This window comes from Dyadobacter sp. SG02 (genome assembly GCF_900109045.1).
Taxonomy (GTDB): Bacteria; Bacteroidota; Bacteroidia; order Cytophagales; family Spirosomataceae; genus Dyadobacter.
In genome coordinates, this window is sequence record NZ_FNYL01000001.1 from 729293 (window position 1) to 755188 (window position 25896).

Genomic DNA, 25896 nt, shown 5'->3' on the forward strand with positions numbered 1-25896 from the left:
CATGGTCCATGGTCAATAGTCAATGGTCCAAAGTCACAGCCGCAGGCCCCTCCACCGCCCGTCAACTACTCGCTCCTCAAAGATTTAACAGGATTCCGTAAAGCCGTCCGCACCGACTCGAAACTTACCGTGAACAACGCGATCACCAGCGACAGGCCCGATGCGGCGAGAAATACCCAGGCACTCATTTCCACTTTATAAGGGTAGTTTTCCAGCCACTTTTGCATGGCATAGTAGGCGGCCGGGAACGAGAGTACGAACGAAAGGGCGACGAGTTTGACAAAATCGGTGGATAACAATGCCACAATGCCCGCGATCGACGCGCCGAGCACTTTGCGGATGCCGATTTCCTTCGTGCGGCGTTCCGCTGCCAGCGTGGCGAGGCCGAACAGGCCGATGCAGGAAATGAAGATCGTCAGCACCGCGCCGAAAAGCATGATCTGCTTCCATTTCGCCTCCGATTCGTAGCTTTTGAGGTTCCCTTCTTCCACAAACTGGTAACTGTACGGCACCAGCGGGAAGAGCTTCCGGAACGTCTTGCCTATGTGCGCGAGGCCCGCCGATTCGGTACCGGGCTTAATGCGGATCAGTACTTTCCCGAATGTATTGCCGGGCTTCATTGTAAAAAGTTGCGGACGGATATTCGAGGTGAGCGACTGGAAATGATAGTCTTTCACCACACCCACCACAGTATACTTCTCGCCGGGGTTATACCAGAAGTCCACCACTTGTCCCAGCGGTTTCTTCCAGCCGGCCTTTTTGACAAATGTCTCATTCACCAATACTGCTTTGGTAGAATCGGAAGCAAGCGTTCCCGACAACGCTCTACCTTGCAACAATGGTATTTTCAGCACCGAAAGGTAATTGGCGCCAACCGTTTCGTAAGAGAATTCCATATCAGTCTCCCCATTCACCCTCGCCGTTGTCCCCCACTGGCCGCCGTTTTTAGGTGTTACGGCTTCGATAGATTGGTTTTTCAACAATTCCTCGGTCAGCAACTTTGCTTCCGGGCGGGTGAGGTTCTGTTTTTCAATGCTGATCAAGCCCCGATCGTCGTAACCGAGCTCCATATTGGTCAGGAAGTCGAACTGGGAGCGCATGGTCAGCGTGACGATGATCAGGAACGATGCCAATGCGAACTGAACCACGACCAATGTCTTTTGCAGGTAATTCCGGCCCGAAAAGTTGAACCGGCTGTAAAGCGTCTTCACCGGATCGTAGCCCGAGAGCACAACAGCCGGATAAAAACCAGCCAGCAATGCGGTAAGTATGAACAGTACGATATAGCCCGCGATCAGTTTCCAGTCGAACAGGTAGGAAAGCGCCAGGGCTTTATTGGCAAGATTATTAAATGTAGGTAAAACGGTTTCTACCAGCAAGATAGCCAGCACAAATGCCGCAAAACACAGCACAAACGACTCACCCAGGAACTGCGCCGCAAGCTGGTACCGGCCTCCGCCCACTACCTTTCGCACGCCGATTTCCTTGGCACGTTTCAGCGAACGCGCGACGGTCAGGTTCACAAAATTGATGCAGGCAATCAGCAGGATAAACAATGCAATACCCGAAAGCACATAGGAGAACAGAGGCTTACTTCCATTCACCAGACCATTTTCCGCACTCAGCTGTGGATCAAGGTGAATGGCTGTGAATGGTTGCAAACCGTAATACCGTTTGTTTTTGAGCCCGTACTTCTCCGCCACCGACTTCATCGCCTCGCGGGCGTCGGATTGGTAAATACGGTTCATGGTCGCAACGACGGCCCTGGTATTCGCGCCCGGAGTGAGCTTCACAAACGTATTCAGCGAGCTGTTGAACCACGCTTCTCCCTTCATTTGCGACTCAGAGACCGGCAACGGCTGTAAAAAATCGAATTGAATGGATGAGTTTTGCGGACATTTGGCCGCCACGCCCGTTACTACGAAAGGCTCGAAAGCCGCATTTTCATCAAATGAGTCTTTGAAAAGCATGGTCTTGCCCAATGCATTGACCGTACCGAAATGCTTTTTCGCCATCTCCTCCGAAATCACGACCGAGCGCGGCTGCGAGAGCGCCGTAAGCGGGTTGCCGCTGAGCAGCCGGAAGGAGAATATCCGGAAAAAATCACGGTCGGCCTGGTACACCTCCTGGCTTGCCACCTGATCACCCAGCTTCACATCGTTCCGGTGTTGTTGGTACCGCGTAAACGCCTCGATTTCGGGCGTGCTTGCCGAAAACTTCGGTCCGGGCAAGTAACCGGTAATGCCGCTGTTGTTTTCCAAAACACCCGCCGGACTCACGGATTTGAACGTGACCCTGTAAATGTTCGGGTTATTCTCATGAAAGCCGTCGTAGCTAACCTCGTCTTTGGTATAAAGCATGATCAGCATTGCCGCCGCCAGCCCAATGCTTAGCCCGGTAATGTTGATCACCGAATAGACCTTGCTCTGCGCAAGCGTCCTTAGTGCGATTTTCAGATAGTTCCTTAGCATGGTTTATTCCGACCTTAAAGATTTCACCGGATCCAGCAACGCGGCCCGTATTGCCTGGTAACTTACCGTGGCGAGCGTTACGAGCAACGCGCCACCGCCTGCGGCAGCGAAAATCCACCAGGGGATATCGGTCCGGTACTCATATTTTTTGAGCCAGCCGTTCAGGAAATACCAGGCTGTGGGTGTCGAGATCAGGAACGAGATAATGACCAGCACCACAAATTCGCGGGATAGCAATGCCCAGAGGTTCGACACGGAAGCCCCCAGCACTTTGCGTACGCCGATTTCCTTCGTCCGCTGCTCGGCGGTGAAAGAGGCCAGGCCGAAAAGCCCGAGGCAGCTGATAAAAATCGCCAGTACCGCAAACACGGTTGCCAACGTGGCAATACGTTCTTCCGCCGCGAATTTTCGGGCATATTCTTCGTCGGTAAATTTGTAGTCAAATGGCCCGCCGGGATTTGCTTCATGAAAAACCGCCGCCACTTTGGCCAGCGATTGCCTTAACGGAAGTCCTGGTTTGAGTTTGATGCTGATAAAATTCGCCCAGCCGTAATTGACCATAAACATCGTCTGGCGTACCGGACTGAATGGCGAGCCCATCACCATATCGCGGATCACGCCCACTACTTTATAAGGATTATCGCCCCATTTCACAGTTTGCCCTACAATATCCGACGGCTGTTTGAAGCCCATGTATTTCATCGCCGACTCGTTGATCACCATCGCCGACGAATCGGTGGAGAACTGACGGGAGAAATCGCGGCCGCCGATGAACTGCCAGCCGACCGTTTTGCCAAAATCGTGTGAGACGCCGATGGTACCGAAGTTGTCGTGCAAGGCTGGGTCCTTGCCCGGCCAGCTGAAACCTCCGTTGTTCGAGCCCAGGAATGTCGATGGGGACGAAGAAGTGGACATTTCCTCCACCGCACCGGTTTCCTGCAATGCCCCGCGGATCCTGTTGTACTGGCTGTACAACTCAGGCGTATTGATTTCGACGGTGATCAGCCCGTTCCGGTCGTAACCTACCGGCCGGTTTTTGGCATGCTGGATCTGTTTGTAAACAATGGCGGTACCGATAATGAGTGTCACCGAAACTGTAAACTGCAACACGACCAACACCTTACGCGGCATCGAAGCAAACCGCCCAGCATTGAATGTACCTTTCAAAACCTTCACCGGCTGAAACGACGACAGGTATAATGCCGGGTAACTGCCCGATAAAAGGCCCGTCAGGAAACAGAATGCAAAACCCGCCAGCCAGAAATAGCCATTATTCCACGGGAAGTCGATCCGTTTGTCCGCAATTTCGTTGAACGACGGCAACGCAAGCACCACGATGAGGATCGCGAAAATGAATGCCAGGAAAACCACCATGAACGATTCACTGAAAAACTGGTTGATCAGCTGCCCCCTGATCGAACCGATCGCTTTGCGGATACCTACCTCTTTGGCACGTTTTTCGGAGCGGGCGGTGCTGAGGTTCATAAAATTGATCGACGCGAGCAACAACACAAATGCCCCGATAATCGCGAAAAGCCACACGTAACGAATGCGCCCGTCCGCCTGGCCGGCATCGTCCCAGGTGCCGTACAAATGCCATTTCGACATAGGTAGCAGATAGTTCTGAGGTTTCAGGAACCTTGCTTCCGGCGTATGTTCTGCTTTAATGTTTTTGATTCTTTGGGTAACCCCTTCGAATGTCGTATTCGGGCGGATGAGTGTCAGCAGCTGCCAGGAATTGTTGTTCCACTGCTCCTTATCCCGCGCCTCGCGTACCCAATCCTGCGTGGCCACGTACAAGTCCCACGGTGCCACGAAAGTCAGGTCCCGGAACTCGGTATTGTAAGGCAAATCCTCGTAAACGCCCGTCACCTTCATATCGAACCGGTTGTCCAGCTTCACAATCTTGTCCATCGGGTTTTCCTTGCCAAACAATGCTTCCGCTACCGACTCGGAGATCAGGATGGAATTACGTTCTTTGAGGCCGTCGCGCGAGCCCCGGAGCATATTCAGTGTGAACATGTGCGGTGCGCCCGCGCTCATGTACGCGCCATTCTTGGTAAACTTGTTGTCTTTGTAAGCCAGTATATGCTCGTCCGTCCATGACGACTGGATCACATATTCGAAATCGTCCTGATGGTGTTCTTGCAGATATTGTCCCAGCGGATAAGAAGTGTGCTGACCGCCGTCGTACGTCTTGCCTTCGAAAACACCCCGCTCCACGACCTTGGCAATGCGGTCGTAATGAGCGTGGTAGCGGTCAAATGCAAATTCATCATAAACCCAAAGGCCGATCAGCATAGCCACGGCCATCCCCACAGCCAGCCCGCCGATATTAATAGCCGAATACCCCTTGCTTTTAACAAGGTTACGGAATGCGATTTTGAGATAGTTTTTAAACATGATTATTCTGATCTTAATGATTTAACCGGATTTACCACTGCCGCCTTCACCGCCTGGTACCCTACCGTTGCCAGCGTGATAAGCGCAAGGCTGGCGGCGGCGGCCAGGAATGTAACGGTGTCGAGGCTGATGCGGAATGCGAAATTGTCGAGCCATCGGTGCATTACCCAGCCTACCAGCGGGAACGCGATGAACAATGCGATAGCCAGGAGTTTGATAAAATCCATCGAAAGCATTACCACCACATTACTTACCGAAGCACCCACCACTTTGCGGATGCCGATTTCCTTCTGCCGCCGCTGAGCGGTGAATGCCGCCAGGCCGAAAAGCCCGAGGCAGGAAATAACGATCGCCAGCCCGGCGAAATACTGCGATAGCACGCCTACCCGCCGTTCCGCCGCGTATAGTGCTTTATAGTTTTCATCCAGGAACTGGTAGTCGAACACCAGCCCTTTGTGCCGGTCCTGGAACAGCTTTCGCAAGCGGGCGATCGTCTGCTCCTCGGCGCCGCGCTGGATTTTCACCATCACATTGGGCATGATGGGGTACATCTGGAAGAAACAAGGTTTCACAGGCTCGTACAGCGACTCGAAATTGAAATCCTTCACCACACCCACGATCTGCCGCTCCATTCCCCAGAACTTCACCGTCTTGCCCACGGGATCTTTCAAACCCATGCTTTTAATGGCCGACTCGTTGAATATGATTTCATTGCGGGCATTCTGGTTTTGGGAGAAAAACCGGCCTTCGCGCAGCGTCATGCCCGTAGTTTCCATGAAATTATACCCCACTTCAAGGTTCGAAAACTCGATATCCGTGCCGGCAGGCTTACCGGGCCATTCGAAACCCGAGATCGCGCCATGCTGACCCGTGAGGTTATGGTAATAACTTGACGCATTCACCACGCCGGGAATGTTTTTAACCTCTCCCAAAAATGCCTCCGCCGCTTTCAGTTTCAGCGAGTCCATTTCAAGGGGTATTTCAAAATGAATGATATGGTCGCGGTTGTAGCCCAGGTTACGGTTCTGTATAAACTGGATTTGCCGGTAAACGACGATCACCGAAACGATGAAAACCACCGACACCGCAAACTGGAACACCACCAATCCGCGCCGTACCAGTAGCTCTCCTGCGGTATTCCTCAGTTTTCCTTTCAAAACCGAAACCGGATCGAAACCCGTCAGGTAGAATGCCGGATAGCTGCCCGCCAGCAACCCCGTAACGAGCGTAATGAGCAAGGTGGCGGCTATCAGCATCGGATCGGGTGAAAGGGCGACCTGCTTGCCGGTAATGCTGTTGAATTCCGGCAAAATCAACACTACAATGCCTACCGCGACGAACAGCGATACAAAGGTGAGCATCAGAGATTCGCTCAGATGTTGCATAACCAGCGAGCTCCGTAATGCGCCCACTACTTTTTTAATGCCGACCTCCTTCATACGGCCCGTTGCTTTGGCCGTGGAAAGGTTCATGAAATTAATGCAGGCAATCACGAGAATAAACAACGCGATCACCGAAAACAACCTCACATACGTAATGCGCCCTCCCGCCTGCACACCGTTTTCGAACTGCCCGTGCAGGTATTTGTCCGAATAACGGATGGCAAAAAGCTGAAAGTCGTTGTCCTTGCTTTTGGATTGAAGGAAATGTTTGATTTTCTGGTTGAAAAGCGACAAATCGGCGCCACTTTTAAGGATTACAAATGTGTGAGGATCGCTGTTGCCCCAGTTTTCCATTCCCGGGCGCCGCGCCTTGAATTGTTCGAAATTGAAGAGGATATCGAACTGGTTGCTCGCATTACGCGGATTGCTTTTGAACACCCCGCCCACGCGATAAAGCCCGCTAAACTGCCCCTCGTCCCATTTAACAGTCTTTCCGACCACATTATCCTGTGTACCAAAAAGCTTTACAGCCATTTCTTCCGAAAGCGCGAGCGTATTCTTGTCGCCCGTCACCGCGCGGGCATCGCCCTGCGTGAACGGACAGGTAAATACATCGAAATAATCGCGGCTGACGAACTGCCCTCCGGCTTTCAGTTTGGTTTCCCCCACCGATACCACGCCTTTGTTCGAAAACCATTCCGCCGGCACCACCGTTGTCGCCAGCTCCACCTCGGGCATTTCTGCTTTCAATGCATCGGCCAGCAGGCCCGGCGTATGCGCGCCCGTCTTGATACCATCCTCATGGGGCTGGTTGACCATGATCTGGAACAACTGCGCGTCCTTCGCATTGTGTTTATCCACGTGCAATTCATCCACCACCCAAAGGTAGATCAGCAATGTACAAGCCAGCCCGGTAGAGAGTCCCAGCAGGTTCAACAGCGTAAACTGCCGATCCTTGATCAGGCTACGCCATGCGATTTTGAGATAGTTTTTTAGCATTGGTACTTGTTTTGACCATGGACGGACGACCATAGACCGTTGTTTTAATTAAATCATTCATTAACACCCATAGTCGATGGTCTATCGTCCATGGTCGGACCGAAGGCTCTATTCCGCCCGTAACGACTTCACCGGATCTGTCAATGCTGCTTTGATACTTTGAAAACCCACCGTCAGCAAAGCGATACCGGCCGCAAGGAAACCTGCCCAGGCGAAAATCCACCAGTGGATCTCGATGCGGTAAGCGAAGTCCTGCAACCAGCGGTGCATGAAATACCAGGCAACGGGACTTGCAATGACGATCGCGGCGAGTACCAGTTTCAAAAAATCCATCGACAGCATAGTAGTAATGCCGGCTACCGACGCACCGAGCACTTTGCGGACGCCGATTTCCTTCGTTCGCTGCTCAATGGCGAAAATGGCCAGCCCGAAAAGACCGAGGCACGACAGGCACACCGAAAGCAGCGCGAAAGCGGTCGTAAGGCGCGTCGCGAGTTCTTCACGCTGATAAAATCTGGCGATCTCCTCGTCGTAGAAACTGTATTCAAATACATTTTCAGGAAACTGCTTCTGCCATACCGCGCTGATCCGTGCGATCGTCGAGGCATTGACGCGGCTTAGCTTCACACCCGCCCAGCGGTAGCGCGACTGATCGGCAAAGACGATCGTCGGCTCGATACCGGTATAGAGATCTCCATTGTTAAAATCCGATAGTACACCCACAATGGTGCCCGTTTTGCCCGCGTCGCCCACGTGCAAGCGACGGTTCAATGCCGCTTCGGGTGATTTCAGGCCTAATGCGTTTACAAGTTTGCGGTTAATCAGCAGTTCATTGAGCGTATCCGAATGCGCAGGAATGCGACCGGCAACGAGTTTTAGTCCATATGTTTTCACAAAATGATCGTCCGCCGCTCTCGACCGCGCTACGAATTTCTCCCAATCGCGGTTTTCAAACTTGATCGTCCCGCCGCCGCTCATCTGTACCGACGGCGCGCTCCTGAAAAAAGTCAGGTCCGTTACCTCGGGCAGAGCCGATAGCTCGTTGCGCAATGCCGCGAGTTTGCTGGTTTCTGTTTCGGGCAAATTCAAATGCAGGATCAGGTCCTTATCCATTCCCAGGTCCTTGTTTTTCAGGAATTCCGATTGCAGGATGATCAGCGTCGATACCGCTATCAAGACGAATGAAATGCTGAATTGTGTCACGACCAGCCCCTTTCGTACCGAAAAAAAGCTGCGATTATTCTCCTTCAATAGCCCCTTAATGGCCTTCACCGGGTTAAAATGGGAGATAACAAATGCCGGATACACACCAGCCATTATTACTACGGACAGCAACAATGCAGCACAGAAAGCAGCAAGCAGTGGATCACTGAAAACCTCCACCCGCACATTCAGTCCCAGCCATTGGCTCAGCATCGGCGCAAAGAGCCAGGCAAGCACGAGGGAAATGGCGCCTGCGGCAAAGGTTAGCAAAGCAGTTTCCTGTATAAAAAGCCAGAAAACCTGCGCTTGCGAAACACCCAGCACTTTTCTTACCCCTACTTCCTTGCTGCGCTTGAACGCCTGCGCGGTCGAAAGATTGATAAAATTGAAGCAGGCGATGAGAATGAGCAATATGCCCACCGTCGCGAGCACGAGAATCGTGTTGTAATTGATCTTGCCGCCGTAGGCTACATTGAAATGAACATCCGACAAGTCCTGCAAATGGTAATGGAAAACCTTGCCGTCGGGACCGTAATATTTGTTGGCAAATGCTGGCATCTGCGCTTCGAATGCAGCTTTGTCGTCCGGCGAACGAAGGGTTATGTAAGTATCGCGTCCGCTGTCGATCCAGCCCCAGTCTTCGTAACCATATTCCGGGACAATCTTTTTTAAAGTAGGCAGCGAAACGAAAATATCCTGTTTGAAATCGGTTTGCTCGGAGTAATCGGCCACAATGCCGGCGATCACCAGGTTTTCGCGGTTATTGGCGCGGATTACCTTTCCCATTGCATTGCCGTTTCCGAAATACTTCCGGGCGTACCGCTCGGTTACCACGGCCTGGCTGGGCGCTGCCATGGCCGAAGCATTGCCGCTAATCCATTTATAATCAAATATTTTAAAGAAATCCACATTCGTAAAAACCAGGTGTTCCTTTTCCAGGAACTTGCGGGAAGCCCTACCGGCATCGACACGGATCGTCAGCTCCTTATGCGCCACATAAGCGGCGTCCCGGACATTGCTAAACTCCTTTTTCAATGTTTCATGTAAAACAAAAGCCGAGCCCCGCTCCTGCTCTACCGAGCCGTCTTCTAGGTGCAGATCCACGACCACGCGGTACGTCCTGTCGGCGAGGGCATGGTAGCTGTCTACGCCAAGGTGATACTTCACCAACTGGAATATCACAATCGCCCCCGCCATCCCCACGGCCAGGCCGATGAGATTGATAGCGGTGTAAACCTTATGCTTCGCCAGATTCCTCAGGGTTAATTTTAAATAGCTACCGTTCATTTTACAGTGTGTTTTGTTAGGTTAAATACTTGAATTAAACTCGCTTACTCACTTTTTAAACTTTGTACCGGGTCGATCCATGCTGCTTTAATGGCCTGATAACTCACCGTCGCGAGTGTGAGCACGAGAGCGCCCGCGCCTGCGAGGGCGAATATCCACCAGCTGATTTCGGTGCGGTACTGATAGTTTTGGAGCCACGCGCTCATCGAATACCAGGCCAGCGGCACTGCGATGAGACTGGCAACGGCCACCAGCGCGACAAAATCTTTGGAAAGCATACCCCATAATGCCGCAACGGAAGCGCCCAGCACTTTGCGGATGCCTATTTCTTTGGTACGCTGCTCGGCCGTAAAAGAGGCCAGCCCGAACAGGCCGAGGCAACTGATCACCACGGCCAACACGGCGAAGAAGCCCGCCAGCTTTCCGATCCGCTCTTCAGTTCTGAATTTGGCGTCGTACTCTACATCGGCAAACTTGTATTCGAACGGCGCTGCCGGCACCAGTTTCCTGAATACGTTTTCAATAGCGGGCAATGCCCTGGCCGAGCTGACATCGGGGTTCAGTTTGATATTGATCCAGTTGGGTGAACCGAACAGGAAGAAAACGGTCGGTTTCACTGGTGCAAACGGCGATTCCATCACCATATCCTTCACCACGCCGATGACCGTGAACGACTTGCGGATGTTATCGGTCATCCATTGACTTTTCCATGAAACGGTCATGCCTACCGGGTCGGCGACGCCGAGCAAACGTGCCGCCGATTCATTGATGACAAAGCCCGACGTATCGGAAGCGAGTTCTTTCGAGAAATTGCGCCCGTTCAAAAACTGCCAGCCGGCGGTTTTGGCATACTCGGGTGAAACTGTGAGCGTGGCGAAAGTTTCGACGAACCCTTCCGGCATCCCTTTCCAGCTGAAACCTTCGTTGGACGACCACACGCCGGTAACCGGGCTTTGCGATTCGGCCACTTCCTCGACCATGCCGGTATTCTTCAATTCGGTACGGATAATGTCCGTTTTTCCATAAAATTCATCGGTTTTCATGGGTACCATCATCAAACCATCGCGCGAGTAACCCACTGGCCGCTCTTTCGCGAATTTGATTTGCCGGTAAACAATGCTGGTGCAGATAATCAACGTGACGGAAATCGTGAATTGCAATACCACCAATACCTGCCGCGGCGTGTAGGCAAAGCGCCCGAAATGCGTCCTCAATGACGCGCCGGAGCCTTTCAATACTTTAACAGGCTGAAAAGATGTAAGATAAATGGCCGGATAACCACCCGCAAGTACGGCTGTAAGCAATACAAAACCTGCGCTGCCTATCCAGAAATAAAGGTTATCCCACGGTATCACCATTTGCTTCGCCGCCAGGTTGTTGAACCACGAAAGCGACAGGACCACCCCGATCAGCGCCAGCACAAACGATAGCAGCACAACCAGGAACGATTCACTGAAAAACTGCCCGATCAGCTGTATCCGCATCGAGCCGATCGCCTTGCGTACGCCTACCTCGCGCTCACGCTTCTCCGACCGCGCGGTGCTCAGGTTCACGAAATTGATACAAGCCAGCAGCAACACGAAAAAGCCGATCATACCCACCATCCAGACATATTTAACCGGTCCATCGCCTACTGCGCCATTCTTAAAATCGGAGTACAAATGCCAGTCTTGCATGGGATGCACCCACATTTCGGGACGGGTGGCTGCTTCCTCCTTCATATCGTCCATTTTCCCGATCGCATTCAGTTCGGAAAGGCGGATAGCGTGGCTGGCTGTTTTGAAATCGGTATGGTCTGCCAGTTCGGTATAGATCCAGATGGCATGGTTATCCCATTTCTTGTCCCGCATGTAGCGGTTTTTGTCCATGAAATAGTCCCACGAACCCATGAACTGGACCTCGGCGAACCTGGTATTTTGGGGAAAGTCCTCATAAATACCCGTTACTTTCATGTTCAGGTGGGTATCGATCATCACGAGCTTGTTCATTGCATCAGTATCACCGAAAAGCGCGCGGGCGGTTGATTGAGAGAGAATGATGCCCTGCTCGTCCGTCAATGCTGCCGTTGATCCTTTTATCATGCGGACCCCGAACATTTCGAGTGCTCCCGCCTCGATGAAATGACCATTGCGGGTCAGTTTGGTTTCTCCCGCCGAGAGAATGTTATCGCTAATCTGTGTCGAGGCCACAATGCGCTTGAAATTGCCGGCATAATGCGTTTTCAACTCTGCTACATATGGCACAGGCAACGAAAACGACGTTTTCTTTTCGCCATGCTCCACCCGGTTTTGCAGCACCTGTCCTATCCGGTCGTAGTTTTTGAAATACTGATTGAATGATAGTTCATCAAAAACCCAAAGGCCGATCAGCATAGCCACACCCATCCCGATCGCCAATCCGCCAATATTGATCGCCGAGTAACCCTTATTTTTCCAAAGGTTACGGAAGATGATTTTCAGGTAGTTTTTTAGCATGGCATTTTTGTTTAGGGCCATAGACCGCCGACCATGGACCATTATTTTTAGTTTATAAACCTCAAAAAACCATGGTCGGCGGTCCATCGTCCATGGTCAGGCCGAAGGCCTTATTCCGACCTCAACGATTTCACCGGATTAACCAGCGCCGCTTTGATACTCTGAAAACTGACCGTCAGCAAGGCTACGCTTACCGCCAGCACACCGGCCAGCAGGAATACCCACCATTCGATATTGACCTTGTACGCAAAATCCGACAGCCATTTGCTCATCCCATACCACGCCAGGGGCGAGGCGATGACGATGGCAATACCCACGAGTTTTACAAAATCTTTGGAAAGCAACGAGACAATGCTTAGCACCGAAGCCCCCAACACTTTGCGGACGCCTATTTCCTTGGTGCGCTGGATGGTCGTGAACGCGGCCAGCCCGAACAACCCGAGGCAAGCGATCACCACTGCGAGCCCGGCGAAAATTCCGAAGAGCTTCCCTACCCGTTGTTCCGATTCGTACATTTTGTTAAAGCGTTCGTTCAGGAAGGAATAGGCGAAAGGGTTGTCCGATGTCGCCTTCCAGGTCTTTTCCAATGTTTTGAGCAAGGCTGGAATGTCATTGGTTTTAATGCGAATGGCCAACTGGTACTGGTCGCCACCATAGAACATTACCAGCGGCGCAATGCGCTCATGCATCGAGCGGAAGTGAAAATCTTTGGTAATACCCACAATCGTATAAAACCGCTTGCTTTCCGGCGTACCGTTGCCGATGGTCCTGATGCGCTTTCCAATGGGATTTTTCCAGCCGAATTGTTTTGCGGCCGCCTCGTTGATCAGCACGGATGCGCTGTCGCCGCCGAAGGTTCTGGAAAAATTGCGACCTAATGCGAGACCGATGCCCAGGGTTTTCAGATAGTCCTCGTCGACCTGGTAAGTAGTGAAACGATAGGGCGTAATATTGTTTTCGGCATTTTCGGGCAGGAAGCCATCGGTGCCGTTGTTGGAATTTCCCGCAGGCAGAAAGCCCGCGAGGGTCACACTGCTGACCGCCGAAAGATTACCCAGCTGTTCCTTGAAAGACTTCGCCTTAACGCCCAGCAAGTGAGTATCATGGAGGATCAATACCTGCTCTTTATCAAAACCGACATTTTTATTCTGAATAAAACGCAACTGCTGGTAAACGACCATCGTGCCGATAATCATGACAATGGAAACGACAAACTGAATGGTCACCAGCGTGTTCCGGAGCCAGCCGCTTTTCACACCGGCCTGAATGCTCCCTTTCAGCACCGCCACCGGCCTGAATGCCGACAGGAAGAAGGCGGGGTAGCTCCCCGCGAGCAGGCCCACGATCACGCACCCGCCTAATGCATAAGCGATCATGCGGGCATTCAGAATGGATTGAAGGTCAAACTGCTTCCCGGCCAGATTGTTGAAGCCGGGCAATATCAGTACTACCAGCCCGAGTGCCACCAAAAGTGCGAAAAGCGTCACCAAAACCGATTCGGTGAGGAATTGGGCCATCAACTGCTGGCGCACCGAACCCATTACTTTCCGAACGCCCACTTCCTTCGCCCGCCCTGCCGAACCGGCGGTGGAGAGGTTCATGAAATTGATACAGGCAATGAGCAGAATGAATGCCGCAATGGCCGTGAATATGTAAATGTATTTGATATTGCTGTTGCCTTCCAGCTCGTTTTCGAGGTTGGAAGTAAGGTGAATGTCGGTTAATGGCTGCAAACCGAAACCAAACTTGTCGCCTTTGCGCAGGTATTCCTCATAACTCATGCCCAGAAATTCCTGGATTTCGGGGCCGATGTATTTCTTCACCACCTGCGGCATCTGAGCCGCAAGTTTTTCAACCGGATAGCCTTTCCGCAGCATTACATAAGTGTGCGCACCGCTCGACAGCCATTTGTCACCCAGCGTGACGGATTTCATCGACCCGAAAAAGTCGTAGTGAAAATGCGAATTGGAAGGTACATCCTCGCAAACGCCCGTCACACGAAACAAACCCATCGTGCCCATTTCGAGGCTCTTCCCAATCGGGTCCTGGCGTCCGAAGTATTTCAATGCCGTGGATTTTGTCAGCACGACTGTTTTCGGCTCTTTGAGGACACTATTGGCGTCGCCTTTTAGGAGTGGTATGGAGAAGAAATTGAAAAAGTTGGAGTCGGTAAAAATAACGCGCTCTTCCAAAAAGCGCCTTTCGCCGTTTTTAATGAGGAAAGTACCACTGGTATTGAGCCTCGTGTAGGCCTCCACGCCCGGATAATCGCGCATAAGTGCGGGGCCTGCGGGAGCGGACGCGCCCGCGATGTTGATGTCGTTACCGCCGATCCGACCGTGTAGGGTAACCCTGAAAATTCGGTCGGCCTGCTTGTTGAAGCGGTCGTAACTAAGCTCGTGCTGCACGAACAGAAGGATCAGCATGCATGTCGCCAATCCGATGGCCAGTCCGAAAATATTGATGGAAGCGAAAGCCTTCTTGTTCCAAAGGCTCCGCAGAGCGATTTTCAGATAACTGGATATCATAACTGCGCCGGTTACGGGGGTTGACGGATGGATTTCCCATTTCCTAGTCAAATTATGCACCAGCCAATCACAATATCACAATTACCTGAAAATCAATTTTTTATATATTAATAAAACAAATCATGGGTGTTCACTATCGGACACGCCCCGTTCGATTTGGAACGGGCGGCATTACCTGCCAGAAGGACTACTCGCTCCGCAAACTCTTCACCGGATTCATCACGGCGGCGCGAATGCTCTGGAAGCTCACCGTCGCAAACGCTATGACAATCGACAATACCGCCGCAATCGCGAAAATCCACCAGTAAATATCCGTGCGGTAAGCAAAGTTTTCCAGCCAGCGGTTCATTCCGAAATAGGCTACCGGCGACGCCACCACGAATGCGATGAGCACGAGTTTGAGGAAATCCCTGGAAAGCAGCCCAACAATGCTGGCAATGGACGCGCCCATAACCTTCCGCACGCCGATTTCTTTGGTGCGCTGCATGGTGCTGTACGAGGCCAGTCCGAGCAAACCCAGGCAGGAAATGAAGATCGCCAGGATGGCAAAGTTGAAAAACAGCTTTTCAAAACGCTCCTCGGCGCGGTATTGCCGGTCGAAGAATTCATCCATAAAATAATAGCTGAACGGCCTTGCAGGTACAAGTTCCTTCCATTTTCCTTCCACGGCCGCAACGGTTTCTTTTATACGGTTACCTTCGACCTTGACAGTAACCAGCTCGGTCCCGCCCGGTTCGATGCGCATGGTGAGCGGCTTGATGGTTTCCTGCAACGAACGGAAATGGAAGTCCTTGATCACGCCGACGATCTTGCCCTCACGCCCCCATTGTTTGAAACGGCGCCCGATCGCGTCTTGGGGTTGGGCATAACCCAGGAGCTTCACGGCGGCTTCGTTGATGACCATCGCCCGGGTGGTATCCGTACCGAATTCTTTCGAAAACGGCCGGCCCGCTGCCATTTTCAGTCCGAATTGCCCGATATAGTCAAAATCGACGAAATAGAGATCCAGATTGGCAACTTGCAGCTCTCCGCTTTTATTCTCGATTTCAGAATACGCGCCGCGGTTCGGGCCTCCCGGAACACTGGACGATGCAGCCGTAGATTTGACGCCCGCGAGCCCGCGCAGCGACTCCTTGAATGCCTCGCGTTTCGGATCGCCCTGGGTGTTGATCACCAGCATTTGGTCCTTGCTGAAACCCAGGTCGCGGTTACGCATGTAGTTCATCTGAATGTACACGATCATCGTGGCGATAATCAGCGCGATAGAAATGGCAAACTGGACCGTAACCAGCCCTTTTCGCAATAAAATACCTTTAAAACTGGTCGTAAAACGACCTTTCAGGACCGTCACCGGCTCGAACGACGATAGTACCAATGCAGGGTAAATACCGGCCAGGACGCCGATCAGCACTGCCGCCAATAGCAGGTATAACAAAAAAGAAGAATCGGCAAATATACCGGAAACGACCACTTTGCCTGCCAGGTTATTGAACAACGGTATTAATGCGGCCGAAAGCACGATTGAAAACAAGAATGCGATCAGGCAAAGCAATACCGACTCACTCACAAATTGCCTTGCCAATAACCCCTTGGCAGCGCCTACTACCTTCCGGATGCCCACTTCTTTGGCCCGCTCCGCCGACCGTGCCGTGGTAAGGTTCACAAAGTTGATGCAGGCGATCAGCAGAATGAAGGCCGCCACAACGGAGAATACATATACGTTACTCATGCTACCCTTCTCGGCCACATCGCGCTCAGAGTTCAAATGCACGTCCATCAGCGGTTCGAGAAAAAGTTTGTACGACATTTTTGACTCGCGCATTAGCTTGCCCGCGCGGCGCTCGAGGTAAGCCGGCAACTTCTTTTCCAAAGCTTTGCTATCCGCGCCCGGTTTCAGGAGCAGGTAAGTCGTCGCCCCGAAATTACCCCATTCGTCGTCGATATTACGGTTGAAACGTTGCGTCATGGTGGTCATCGAAACGAACATGTCGCCTTTGATCAGGGAGTTTTCGGGAATGTCTTTCATCACACCGGTGACCTTCGCCGGAAGGCCGTCGCCCGACAGCAGCAATGTCTGCCCGATCGGGTCAGCATCACCGAAATACTTTTTGGCCGCTTTTTCCGTAAAAACCAGGCTTAGCGGGTCTTTGAGGGCCGTTTTAGGATCACCCTTGACCAGTTTGAAATCAAAAACACGGAAAAAGGACGAATCGGCGAACACGGTGGCTTCTTCCTGAAACTTAACATCTCCTTTTCGTACGAGAAAACTGCCGCCATTAAGTCGCGCGTAAGCTTCGACCTCGGGAAAATCCTGCTTGATCGTCGGGCCGAATGCCCATGAAGTAATGCCCGCATGGATGGTTTCGGAAGGCGTGATCACGTCCGTCACCAGCCGGTAAATACGGTCCGATTTAGCGTGAAATGCATCGTAAGTCAGCTCGAAATTGACATACATCGAGATCAGCAAACAGGCCGACATCCCGACGGTGAGCCCCATAATGTTGATAAACGAAAATACCCTGTGCTTCCAAAGGTTCCGGAAGGCGATCTTAAAATAGTTTTTAAACATGGCTGTCAGGTGAAATATGGCTTACTAACTATTAATCATTCTTTAAAGAGGCGGCCGGGTTGACCATCGCCGCGTGAATGGCCTTGAAACCTACGGTGAGGAGTGTGATGAAAAGCATCATGCCAATCGTCGCGAAATGTACCCATAGCGGAACACTGATCCGGTACGCGAAATCCTCCAACCAGTGCGCCATAAAATACCAGGCTACGGGTATGGCTATCACACCTGAAACGAGGACCAGTATCACAAACTCCCTCGAAAGCATTCCGACAATGCCCGTCGCCGAAGCACCCAGCACCTTCCGGATACCAATTTCCTTCGTGCGGGTTTCGGTAGTAAAGGTAATAAGCCCGAAAAGCCCCATGCAAGCAATGAAAATGGCGAGCACCGTAAACGCCGAGAACATTCCCGACAGTCGTGTTTCGTTCTTGAAAGTTTCATTGAATGCATCGTCGAGGAAATAGTATTCGAAAGGCGTTTCGACGTCGTATTTTTTGAAAAGCTGCCCGATTGCCTTCACGTTGGCTGCAACGTCGGCACCCTTGTTGATCTTGATATACAAAATTCCCCGCGAGACGCCGGGCGAACGAAGCATGTTCGTCGTATCTCCGGCCACTGCCAGTGTCATCGCCTTAGGGCCATGCCGGACATCAGAAAAGTCGAAGTTTTTAAACACACCTTCCACATTGATACCTTCAAGCAGTTGCTGACCAACCGGATTTTCCTTCAAGCCCAGTTCGACGATAGCCTGCTCGTTTACCAGGGCGAAATGAAACCGCGGGCCTATCTCCGGGGTTTTCCACTCAATCCCCAATGTTTTCATAAAGTGGTCATCTACAATTAACTGAGCAACACCTACGTCCTTTTTGGTGTTTTTATTTGGCGCAAAAAACATATTGTATCCTTTAAACAAGCCGGCATTCGCGAATGTGGCGTTCGCAACTCCCGCCTGCTCCCGCACCGCATTTCGGAACGGAATGTAATTGGCGGCCATCGACGGCCCGATTGGAACACTTAACACCTGGTCCTTGTTCAGCCCGAGTTCTTTTCGTTGCATAAAAGCCAGCTGTTCTCGCACGATCAGGCTCCCGACGATCAGCGCCATGGAAACCGCGAACTGAAAAACGGTAAAAACACGTCTTACCCCTACCCCGCCGATGCTGCCCGTAAACCGACCTTTGATCACTTCCAGCGGCGCAAAGCCCGACAATACAAATGCCGGATAGCTACCCGCCACCAATGCGGTCAGGGCGAGTAAGCCTGCTAAAAAGGACAAGAAGAAAGGCGATATCACAAATGAAGTATCGATCCGCAAACCCAGCAGCGTGTAAAACGGCTGACTCAGGTAAAAAACCATCAACAATCCCAGGGCAAACGCCACTGCACACACCAGTGCCGATTCCATATAAAACTGACCACCCAAGCCCGCACGTGTAGCGCCTACGACCTTGCGCACGCCTACCTCACGTGCGCGCTGCGTCGCACGCGCAGTGGTGAGGCTCATGTAGTTGAAGAGGGCAAGCATGAGGATTGCGATCGCCGCCATGGCGAAGATCGGGATGAGTTTGCTATTTCCACTGTCGTTGAATGCACCGCCGAGGTGCATATCGTCGAGGCCTTCGAGTGTGTATTGAGGTTTAAGTCCGACCTGCCCTTCCTTCAATGCGTTAAGGCGGTTAATCCCTTTCGCCGCCAGTTCTTTTGACTCTCCGGCATTCAGGAGCAGGTACACATTAAAAATCCCGCCCCCATTATCCCAATTTTGACGGTTCGCGTCGCTCAACTTCGGGTATGTTTGGCTCGAAATAACAAAATCGAAATCCAGGGAAGAATTGGACGGCGGGTCCTGGGCAACACCTGTGATCTGGACGAGGTGCTTCCCTTCGTACATCAATGCCTTTCCGAGCACGTCGGTATGGCCGAAATACTTCACCGCCGCACGTTCCGAGACAACCATTGTAAACGGCTTCCGCAATGCCTCCGCAATGTTCCCTTTTTCCAGTGGAAAGTTGAATACGCTGAAAAATGACGGATCGGCAAACAGGATATTCTTTTCCAGGATCGCTTCCTCATCCCGGGCAGGTTTTGCCATAGCTGCGCTCCGGTATGAAGGTAAAATCCGGACGTAATCAGCCACCTGTGGCACCCCTTCGCCCAGCGCTGGTGCAAAACTGGCGGCAAAGGCATTCATATTAAACTCGTTATCCCCCATTTTCACCTTTCCCAGCACGCGATAGATATCCTTGTGCCTGTCGTGAAACCGGTCGTAACTATGCTCATGAACGACAAACATCAGTATGAGCGTAGAAACGCAAATTCCGGCAGCAAGCCCGAGGATGTTGATCAGCGAATACGTTTTGTGCCGGAACAGGCTGCGGACAGCGATTTTGAGGTAGTTTCTGAACATTGAGCTGTTAGTAAGGCTTCGGTTGCTGGTTGAATCAGTCGATCAACAAATCTATACCAAATTTTCAAAATACTCAATATCAGAGATTTACCTAAAATCGAGTGTCCAAAAGCGGACACCAACTAATTGATCATTTATATCAAACAAAAGTGTTCATTAGTAATAGACACTTTTGTTTGATAGTAAAATATAAACTTGTATTTTTGAATTGTTAAGGCAAAAAATGATACTGAAATCCACCATAGCGAGCGTCGCAGAGGCCCAAAAAGCCAATCTTTCCGTCCTGGAACTGGGGCTGGAAAGAACCGCCTTGGACAAGCTTCCGGATATCACCTCTCACGCGCTGATCGTTTCGGGCGTGAGACGGTGCGGTAAAAGCACATTGTTGCATCAATTGCTACGCGAAAAACATCCCGATGCCTTCTACCTGAACTTCGAAGACACCCGGTTATATGATTTCGAGCCTTCAGATTTCGTCCGCCTCGACAGTCTTGTAACTGAAATGGGGCAAACCGCGCTTTTTTTTGATGAAATCCAGATCGTCGACAGGTGGGAAACGTACGTCCGGCAGAAACTGGATGAAGGTTGCAGAATCGTGATCACAGGTTCCAACGCCTCGCTATTGAGCCGCGAGCTGGGCACCAAACTTACCGGTCGGCAAATCACCAAGGAGCTCTTTCCCTTTTCCTATTCCGAGTTTTGCGCATTCAGGGAAGTAGCGCCCGCTGCCGACGCAACCCGTGACTATATGGCCACCGGCGGTTTCCCCGAATATGTTAAATCAGGCCTGGAAGAAATCATGCATCATTTGTTCGAAGACATTTTGGTACGCGATATAGCGGTGCGCTACGGCGTGCGGGACGTGCGTACATTGCAGCGACTTGCATTGTACCTTGTTTCGAATGTGGGCAGGCTGATCACCGGTAACAGGCTGAAAACGATGTTTGAAGCAGGTTCTACCAGCACGATAATGGATTACCTTTCATATTTCGAGTATACTTACCTGTTCCATTTCGTGCCGAAATTCAGCTATTCGTTACGCAAGCAACTGATCAATCCCCGCAAAGTGTACGCAATCGATACAGGGGTAGTCAATGCCAATTCGGGGTCTTTTACAGATGATTTCGGGAGTGTATTCGAAAACCTGGTTTTCCTGCATTTGCGCAGAAAGTACAAGGAGATCTACTATTTCTCGGAAAAGAGCGAATGCGATTTCGTAGTGTCGGAAAAAGGCACCGTGCGGCAGGTGGTGCAGGTTTGCTATGATCTCAACCACGATAATATGGACCGTGAATTGAAAGGGCTTTTCGAAGCCATGAACCATTTCGAACTCAAAGAAGGAACGCTTGTCACGTTCAATCAGACCGATGAGGTTGAAAAGGATGGAATGAAAGCGCACATTGTCCCCGCCCACCAATATCTGGCCAATTAAAAAATGCCGGGCTTTCGCGCCCGGCATTTGCATTTAGTTCCCCCCATTCTGCACATCGTCGTTCCGGATGCCCCGCTTGTTCTTCTTAATACCGTCTTTCAGTTTTCCAAACTTGTAGTTCAGACTGAAATTGAAGGAGCGAAAATACTGCCAGCGATCGGTGAACTGGTCGAAGTCCGGGCCGAAGGTAACGTTATGATACCTTCTGAATTTTGTGAAAGGATTATTCACGGCAGCGGAGAGCGAGAGTTTATCCTTAATCACATCCTTGTTCACGCTGAACGACGTACTTTGAATCGAGTTCGTGGTGCCTTGCAGGTTCACGCCCGGGCCGTTCGCGTTGAAGTTCGCATTCACGCGCCAGTCCTTTGGCAGCTTATAGCCGGTCGAAACCGCTAATTGATACATTACCCCGCTGTTGGTGATCTCGATTCCATTCACAATACCGGTTACCTTACCATGCGCGATGCGGAGGTTGGCACTGATATTCCACTTTTTCGAGAATGGGTAATTTGCGTTCAGGTTACCACTGATGAGCCGGGCACGGCCGGTGTTGCCGTAAGACGTACGCGTCACTTGTGTTTCGGGATTATAGACCGCGATCGGGAAAATAAGGTCCTTGAAATGCGTATAGCCTACGCCAAAGTTGATATTACCCTTTTTCGCCTTATTGAAGCTCAACTGCAAGTCGTTCACATAGGCCGGCCGGAGATCGGGGTTACCCGTACGCTCATAGCTCGGGTTCGAACGGTCGACGAACGGATTGAGCTGCCAGATACCCGGACGCTGAATGCGCTGCGTGTATCCGAAGTTGATCCCCGCATTGTTTTTGAGCTTTCGGTTGATCGAAACCGATGGTATGAAGTTGAAATAGTTCTGCTTCACTTTTGAATCGGTAGAGATGAAATCGGCATCGATGATCGTCTGCTCCACGCGTGCACCCGCCTTCACGCCCCAGTTTTTGAAATTATATTGATACGTATTATAAGCACCGAAAACCTTCTGCGTATTGTTGTATTTGTTGCTCATAGCCGCGTCCGTGTCGTAAGAATCGGTCTCCGGATTATAAATGGCGTATTTGAAGTCGCTTTGATTATCGCGCATAATGCCTTTCAAACCGGCTTCAATATTCAGCTTTTTTACCGGATAGACCAGGTCCACCTGGAATGTCTGCTCCGAAAAGCTCTGGTCGTTGATCTGCCGGTAATCCGGGCGGTCGTAATTGATGCGGTCGGCGATGCGAAGGTTACCGGTTTGTTTGTTGTCGTAACCATAATAGCGGTACGAGAACGTCAGCAGGCGATTTTTATCGGCTTTGAAACCCTTCTGGTAGTTTACTGCCGCGTCGCGCCCGTTGCCGCGGTCGGAGTTATCGTTGGTCACATTATAACGTTCCAAAATTTCCTCGCCGGCATTCAGCAGCGACGATTGATAGCCATTGGCAGTGTTCCTTCCACCATTCACATTCAGTTGCGCGCTCAACAGGTTCAGTGTGTCCACTTCGTAGGTGATCTCGTAGCCGATGTAGCCGTTCTTGTTGTTGCTCCGGTTCCAGCCGCGCTGGTCGAGCTCCGTAGGATTGGTACCCGTAGTAGTACGATTGGAGATCGATTGGGTCGAAGGGTTTTTATATTGATTCAAACCCGCATTGACCGACATACCAATCTTCCCGAGCTGGGCCGAGAGCGAGCCACCGACTCCCGGTCCGCCCGTCGGGAAGCGTTCACTGACATTGAGGGTACCATTATACCCGTTGTCGATTTTTTTGTTGGTAATGATATTGATAATCCCCGCGAGGCCTTCCGCATCGTATTTAGCAGGCGGCGTAGTGATCACCTCGATACGCACGATGGACGACGCCGGCATACTGCGCAGCACATCCTTGTAACTCCGCTCGACCATGCTCGACGGCTTGCCGTTGATCAGAATCTTGAAATCGGTATTGCCTTTGAGGGAAATATTGTCCTCCGCGTCGAGCGACAGGTACGGCACCTTCCGCATCATTTCGAGCACGCTGTACACCTTGCTTTCGGGATCGGCTTCGAGGTCGTAACTGATCCTGTCTACCTCCTGCTTCACAATCGGTTTCAATGCCGTAACCGTCACTTCTTTGAGACCTACCGCCTGCTGACTGATCGTAATATTGCCCAGGTCGACATGCCGGCGCGTGCTGTCCGTCAAATCCACGTCGATCGTCTTGTTTTTATAACCTACCCCTACCAGCACCAGCGCATATTTCATCGGTTTCAGGTTTTGAAAAACGAATGAACCGTCGGCCTTCGAAAAGTCGGCTTTCACGGCCGTGCTTTTATCCTTCATCAGGTTAACGGTGATGAAATCCAGCGACTTGCCGGTAGCAGAGTCGGCTACAATGCCTTTGATACTCCCTCCCGCAGGAGCGACTTGCGCAAATGTGTCCTGGCAGCAAATCAATCCCGGGATGAGGATGGACATGAGTAATTGGAATAGTGTTTTCATGGAAAAAAATTTCATGGCTAATAAATTTTTCGAATGGGCATAGGAATTCTGGCAAGAGATTTTGGGCTCTTTCAGACAGTAGTTAATATATTAATTACTTAAATATAAATTTTAAATTAATATACTAATACAGACTAACCTAAATTTGATATTACAAATGTATTGGAAGGTACTTTGTGATGCAAGGTACTATGCCTGATTTTTCGCACTAAGTGATAAACGGCGGAATAATAAGGATGACCGGTAAGGCTTAATCGCTAGTCCACGGACTTAGACTGGTTCAGATATCTTTCAATCAGGAAATTCAGGATAAGGCTGATGCCTCCAAAGAGAAAGACCATGGACATATAGGCAATTCCGTCGTTGAAATCATAGGTATTATCGAGCCAATTGCCCATCAGCATACCGAGCGCAATGCCCACAAAAAGCATCCCGAATTTGAGCGTCGGATAATATGACTGGCTTCTATCGCTAAAAATAGAAGCGTCGGCCCCCTTCTCGATCAGGGCTATACGTTCGCGATGACGTGTCATCAGGTAAACGTACACGATCCCGAAAATGCCCATAAAAGCCGCTACTGCAATGAGAACACCGTTCATGACTAAAAGTTGGTTAAATTTCGAATGTTACCCATTGGACAGCGACGATGCATTGGAGGTTACAGTTTTTCTAAAAAAATTTTTGCAAAATAAAATTGCGGAAAATTGTAACCGGTGCGCCCGCGGTACTGTCATATGGACACGCGAGCCATGAAATGCATGAAAAACCAAGACGACCGGGTCCATATTGAAAACGTAAAGCAGGGCAACCTGGCCTCCTATACTTATCTGGTCGAAAAGTATAAAAACATGGCATTTACCATTGCGAAGAAAATCCTGCCCGATGCCCGGGATGCCGAGGACGCAGCGCAGGAAAGTTTCGTAAAGGCTTACATGCAAATCGGCAGCTTTGAAGGCAAATCCAAATTCTCTACCTGGCTTTACACGATCGTTTACCGGACGGCCGTTTCGAAATTGCAGCAACCGCGGCTCGCATTGCAAAGTATGGACGACGATTTTGAAGAAAATTACCATTATGCATACAGCCCGCCGCCTTTCGAAGCATTGCAGGCACGTGAGCGCGAGCAGTTTGTGAAGGATGCGATCAACCGTTTACCAAAGATCGAAGCGCTGGTGATCACATTGTATTATTTGGACGACAGTACGATCGAGGAGATCGAGCAGATTACCGGACTCACGAATAGCAATGTAAAAATCAAATTGTTCAGGGCCAGGAAAGTTTTGGGCAAAGAATTGCAGTTTTTGTTATAATGCAGGTATTATGGAGTCAGACGATAAACAGGAAGCGCATTTCAAAAAACTGATAGACGAAACCGGTGCGGACTCGCCTTCGGACGTGTTCACGCGGGTTGTTATGCAGAGTGTGCGCGAGGAAGCCGCATTTCGTGCCGTGGTGCAAACCAGTGCCGTCGATGTAACTTCCCCTGCGTTTGGCAAAGCGGTTATGGCGCAGATCATGGCCAACCAGCCAGTCGCCGCACCTAAACCGGTCATTTCAAGGCAGATATGGTACTGGATCGCAGCGGCCTGGGCGGCATTGATCGTCGCCTGCTTCTTCCTGCCCGGCAATGAGCCGCAATCCGCATTTTTCAGTGAGCTCAATGCGCGGATAATGTCTGCCCGGCTTTTCAGTCAGAAATTTGCCGTACCGCAGCCGATCACGCTTACGATCATCGGGCTATCCTCCCTGGTGATGCTCGACTATTTCCTTCGAAACAGGTTGGTTTTGTTCAATAAAACGGCCAGATCCTGAGACCTGGCCGTTCGTTTATGGCTATCTTTCCAATCGGTTATCCTCTGCGGTTGTAACGGTTATCGAAACGTTGCTGATAAGCGAACAAACGCTGGCGTTGTGCGGGTGTCAGCACGGCCAGGATTTCTTTTTGCTTCTCCTCTTCCAGTCTCTTCATGCCCTGATAGGTATGGTATCTCTGGTTTTTACCGGTCAGACGATCATATTTGTTTTCGATCTTTTTGATCTGGTTTTCCTGCTTGCGGCTCAGCTTCACGATCTCGTCCAGCTTATTGATTTTGAACTCTTCTCCGGCATTGTCGGCGCGGGCGTCGATCACGGCAGGGTTGGGTCTGTTATAGCGCTGAGCGAAAGTATTTCCGGCTGAGAAAGTAACGATTGCAGCGATGGCGAAAATGATCTTTTTCATGGTTTCCAGTATTTAAATTGTTTGTTTATGTCTTTTAGAGGC

Annotated in this window: 14 protein-coding genes; 3 read left to right on the forward strand and 11 right to left on the reverse strand. The window is 51.0% G+C overall.

The annotated features are described in order from the left end of the window. Window positions 1-65: 65 nt before the first annotated feature. From BMW93_RS03070 to BMW93_RS03105, 8 genes are all read right to left on the reverse strand, one after another. On the reverse strand, window positions 66-2471 hold the full coding sequence (locus tag BMW93_RS03070) for an ABC transporter permease (protein WP_090373696.1): 2406 nt from the start codon (window positions 2469-2471) through the stop codon (window positions 66-68). Between the two features lie 3 nt (window positions 2472-2474). Beyond that, window positions 2475-4874, reverse strand: coding sequence for an ABC transporter permease (locus BMW93_RS03075; RefSeq protein WP_090373697.1), 2400 nt, complete (start codon window positions 4872-4874; stop codon window positions 2475-2477). A 2-nt stretch (window positions 4875-4876) separates the two neighbouring features. Further along, window positions 4877-7255, reverse strand: a complete 2379-nt coding sequence (locus tag BMW93_RS03080; protein ID WP_090373698.1) for an ABC transporter permease — start codon at window positions 7253-7255, stop codon at window positions 4877-4879. Window positions 7256-7363: 108 nt separating this feature from the next. Continuing rightward, complete coding sequence (locus tag BMW93_RS03085; RefSeq protein ID WP_090373699.1) at window positions 7364-9745, reverse strand: ABC transporter permease; 2382 nt, start codon at window positions 9743-9745, stop codon at window positions 7364-7366. Between the two features lie 44 nt (window positions 9746-9789). Next, window positions 9790-12219, reverse strand: coding sequence for an ABC transporter permease (locus BMW93_RS03090; protein ID WP_090373882.1), 2430 nt, complete (start codon window positions 12217-12219; stop codon window positions 9790-9792). A gap of 110 nt (window positions 12220-12329) precedes the next feature. Continuing rightward, window positions 12330-14747 (reverse strand): ABC transporter permease, encoded by a 2418-nt coding sequence (locus BMW93_RS03095; protein WP_229240155.1) that lies wholly within the window; start codon window positions 14745-14747, stop codon window positions 12330-12332. Between the two features lie 187 nt (window positions 14748-14934). Next, window positions 14935-17316, reverse strand: a complete 2382-nt coding sequence (locus BMW93_RS03100) for an ABC transporter permease (protein ID WP_090373700.1) — start codon at window positions 17314-17316, stop codon at window positions 14935-14937. 31 nt (window positions 17317-17347) lie between these two features. Continuing rightward, window positions 17348-19723: an ABC transporter permease gene (locus tag BMW93_RS03105; RefSeq protein WP_090373701.1), complete on the reverse strand. Its 2376-nt coding sequence runs from the start codon at window positions 19721-19723 to the stop codon at window positions 17348-17350. A gap of 223 nt (window positions 19724-19946) precedes the next feature. Between BMW93_RS03105 and BMW93_RS03110 the strand changes: the two genes are divergently transcribed. After that, window positions 19947-21155, forward strand: a complete 1209-nt coding sequence (locus BMW93_RS03110; protein WP_090373702.1) for an ATP-binding protein — start codon at window positions 19947-19949, stop codon at window positions 21153-21155. Between the two features lie 33 nt (window positions 21156-21188). Here BMW93_RS03110 and BMW93_RS03115 read toward each other — a convergent pair whose 3' ends face one another. Together BMW93_RS03115 and BMW93_RS03120 are read right to left on the reverse strand one after the other, a co-directional pair. Then, window positions 21189-23633, reverse strand: coding sequence for an outer membrane beta-barrel family protein (locus BMW93_RS03115; protein ID WP_229240156.1), 2445 nt, complete (start codon window positions 23631-23633; stop codon window positions 21189-21191). Window positions 23634-23890: 257 nt separating this feature from the next. Further along, window positions 23891-24232: a DUF6249 domain-containing protein gene (locus BMW93_RS03120; RefSeq protein ID WP_090373704.1), complete on the reverse strand. Its 342-nt coding sequence runs from the start codon at window positions 24230-24232 to the stop codon at window positions 23891-23893. Window positions 24233-24391: 159 nt separating this feature from the next. Here BMW93_RS03120 and BMW93_RS03125 point away from each other — a divergent pair, with 159 nt between their 5' ends. Further along, entirely contained in the window at window positions 24392-24943 is a 552-nt protein-coding gene (locus tag BMW93_RS03125) for an RNA polymerase sigma factor (protein WP_090373705.1), read from the forward strand. A gap of 10 nt (window positions 24944-24953) precedes the next feature. Next, window positions 24954-25445, forward strand: coding sequence for a hypothetical protein (locus BMW93_RS03130; protein WP_090373706.1), 492 nt, complete (start codon window positions 24954-24956; stop codon window positions 25443-25445). 37 nt (window positions 25446-25482) lie between these two features. On the opposite strand, the gene BMW93_RS03135 is transcribed toward BMW93_RS03130, so the two are convergent. Further along, window positions 25483-25854 (reverse strand): hypothetical protein, encoded by a 372-nt coding sequence (locus BMW93_RS03135; RefSeq protein ID WP_090373707.1) that lies wholly within the window; start codon window positions 25852-25854, stop codon window positions 25483-25485. Window positions 25855-25896 lie beyond the last annotated feature (42 nt).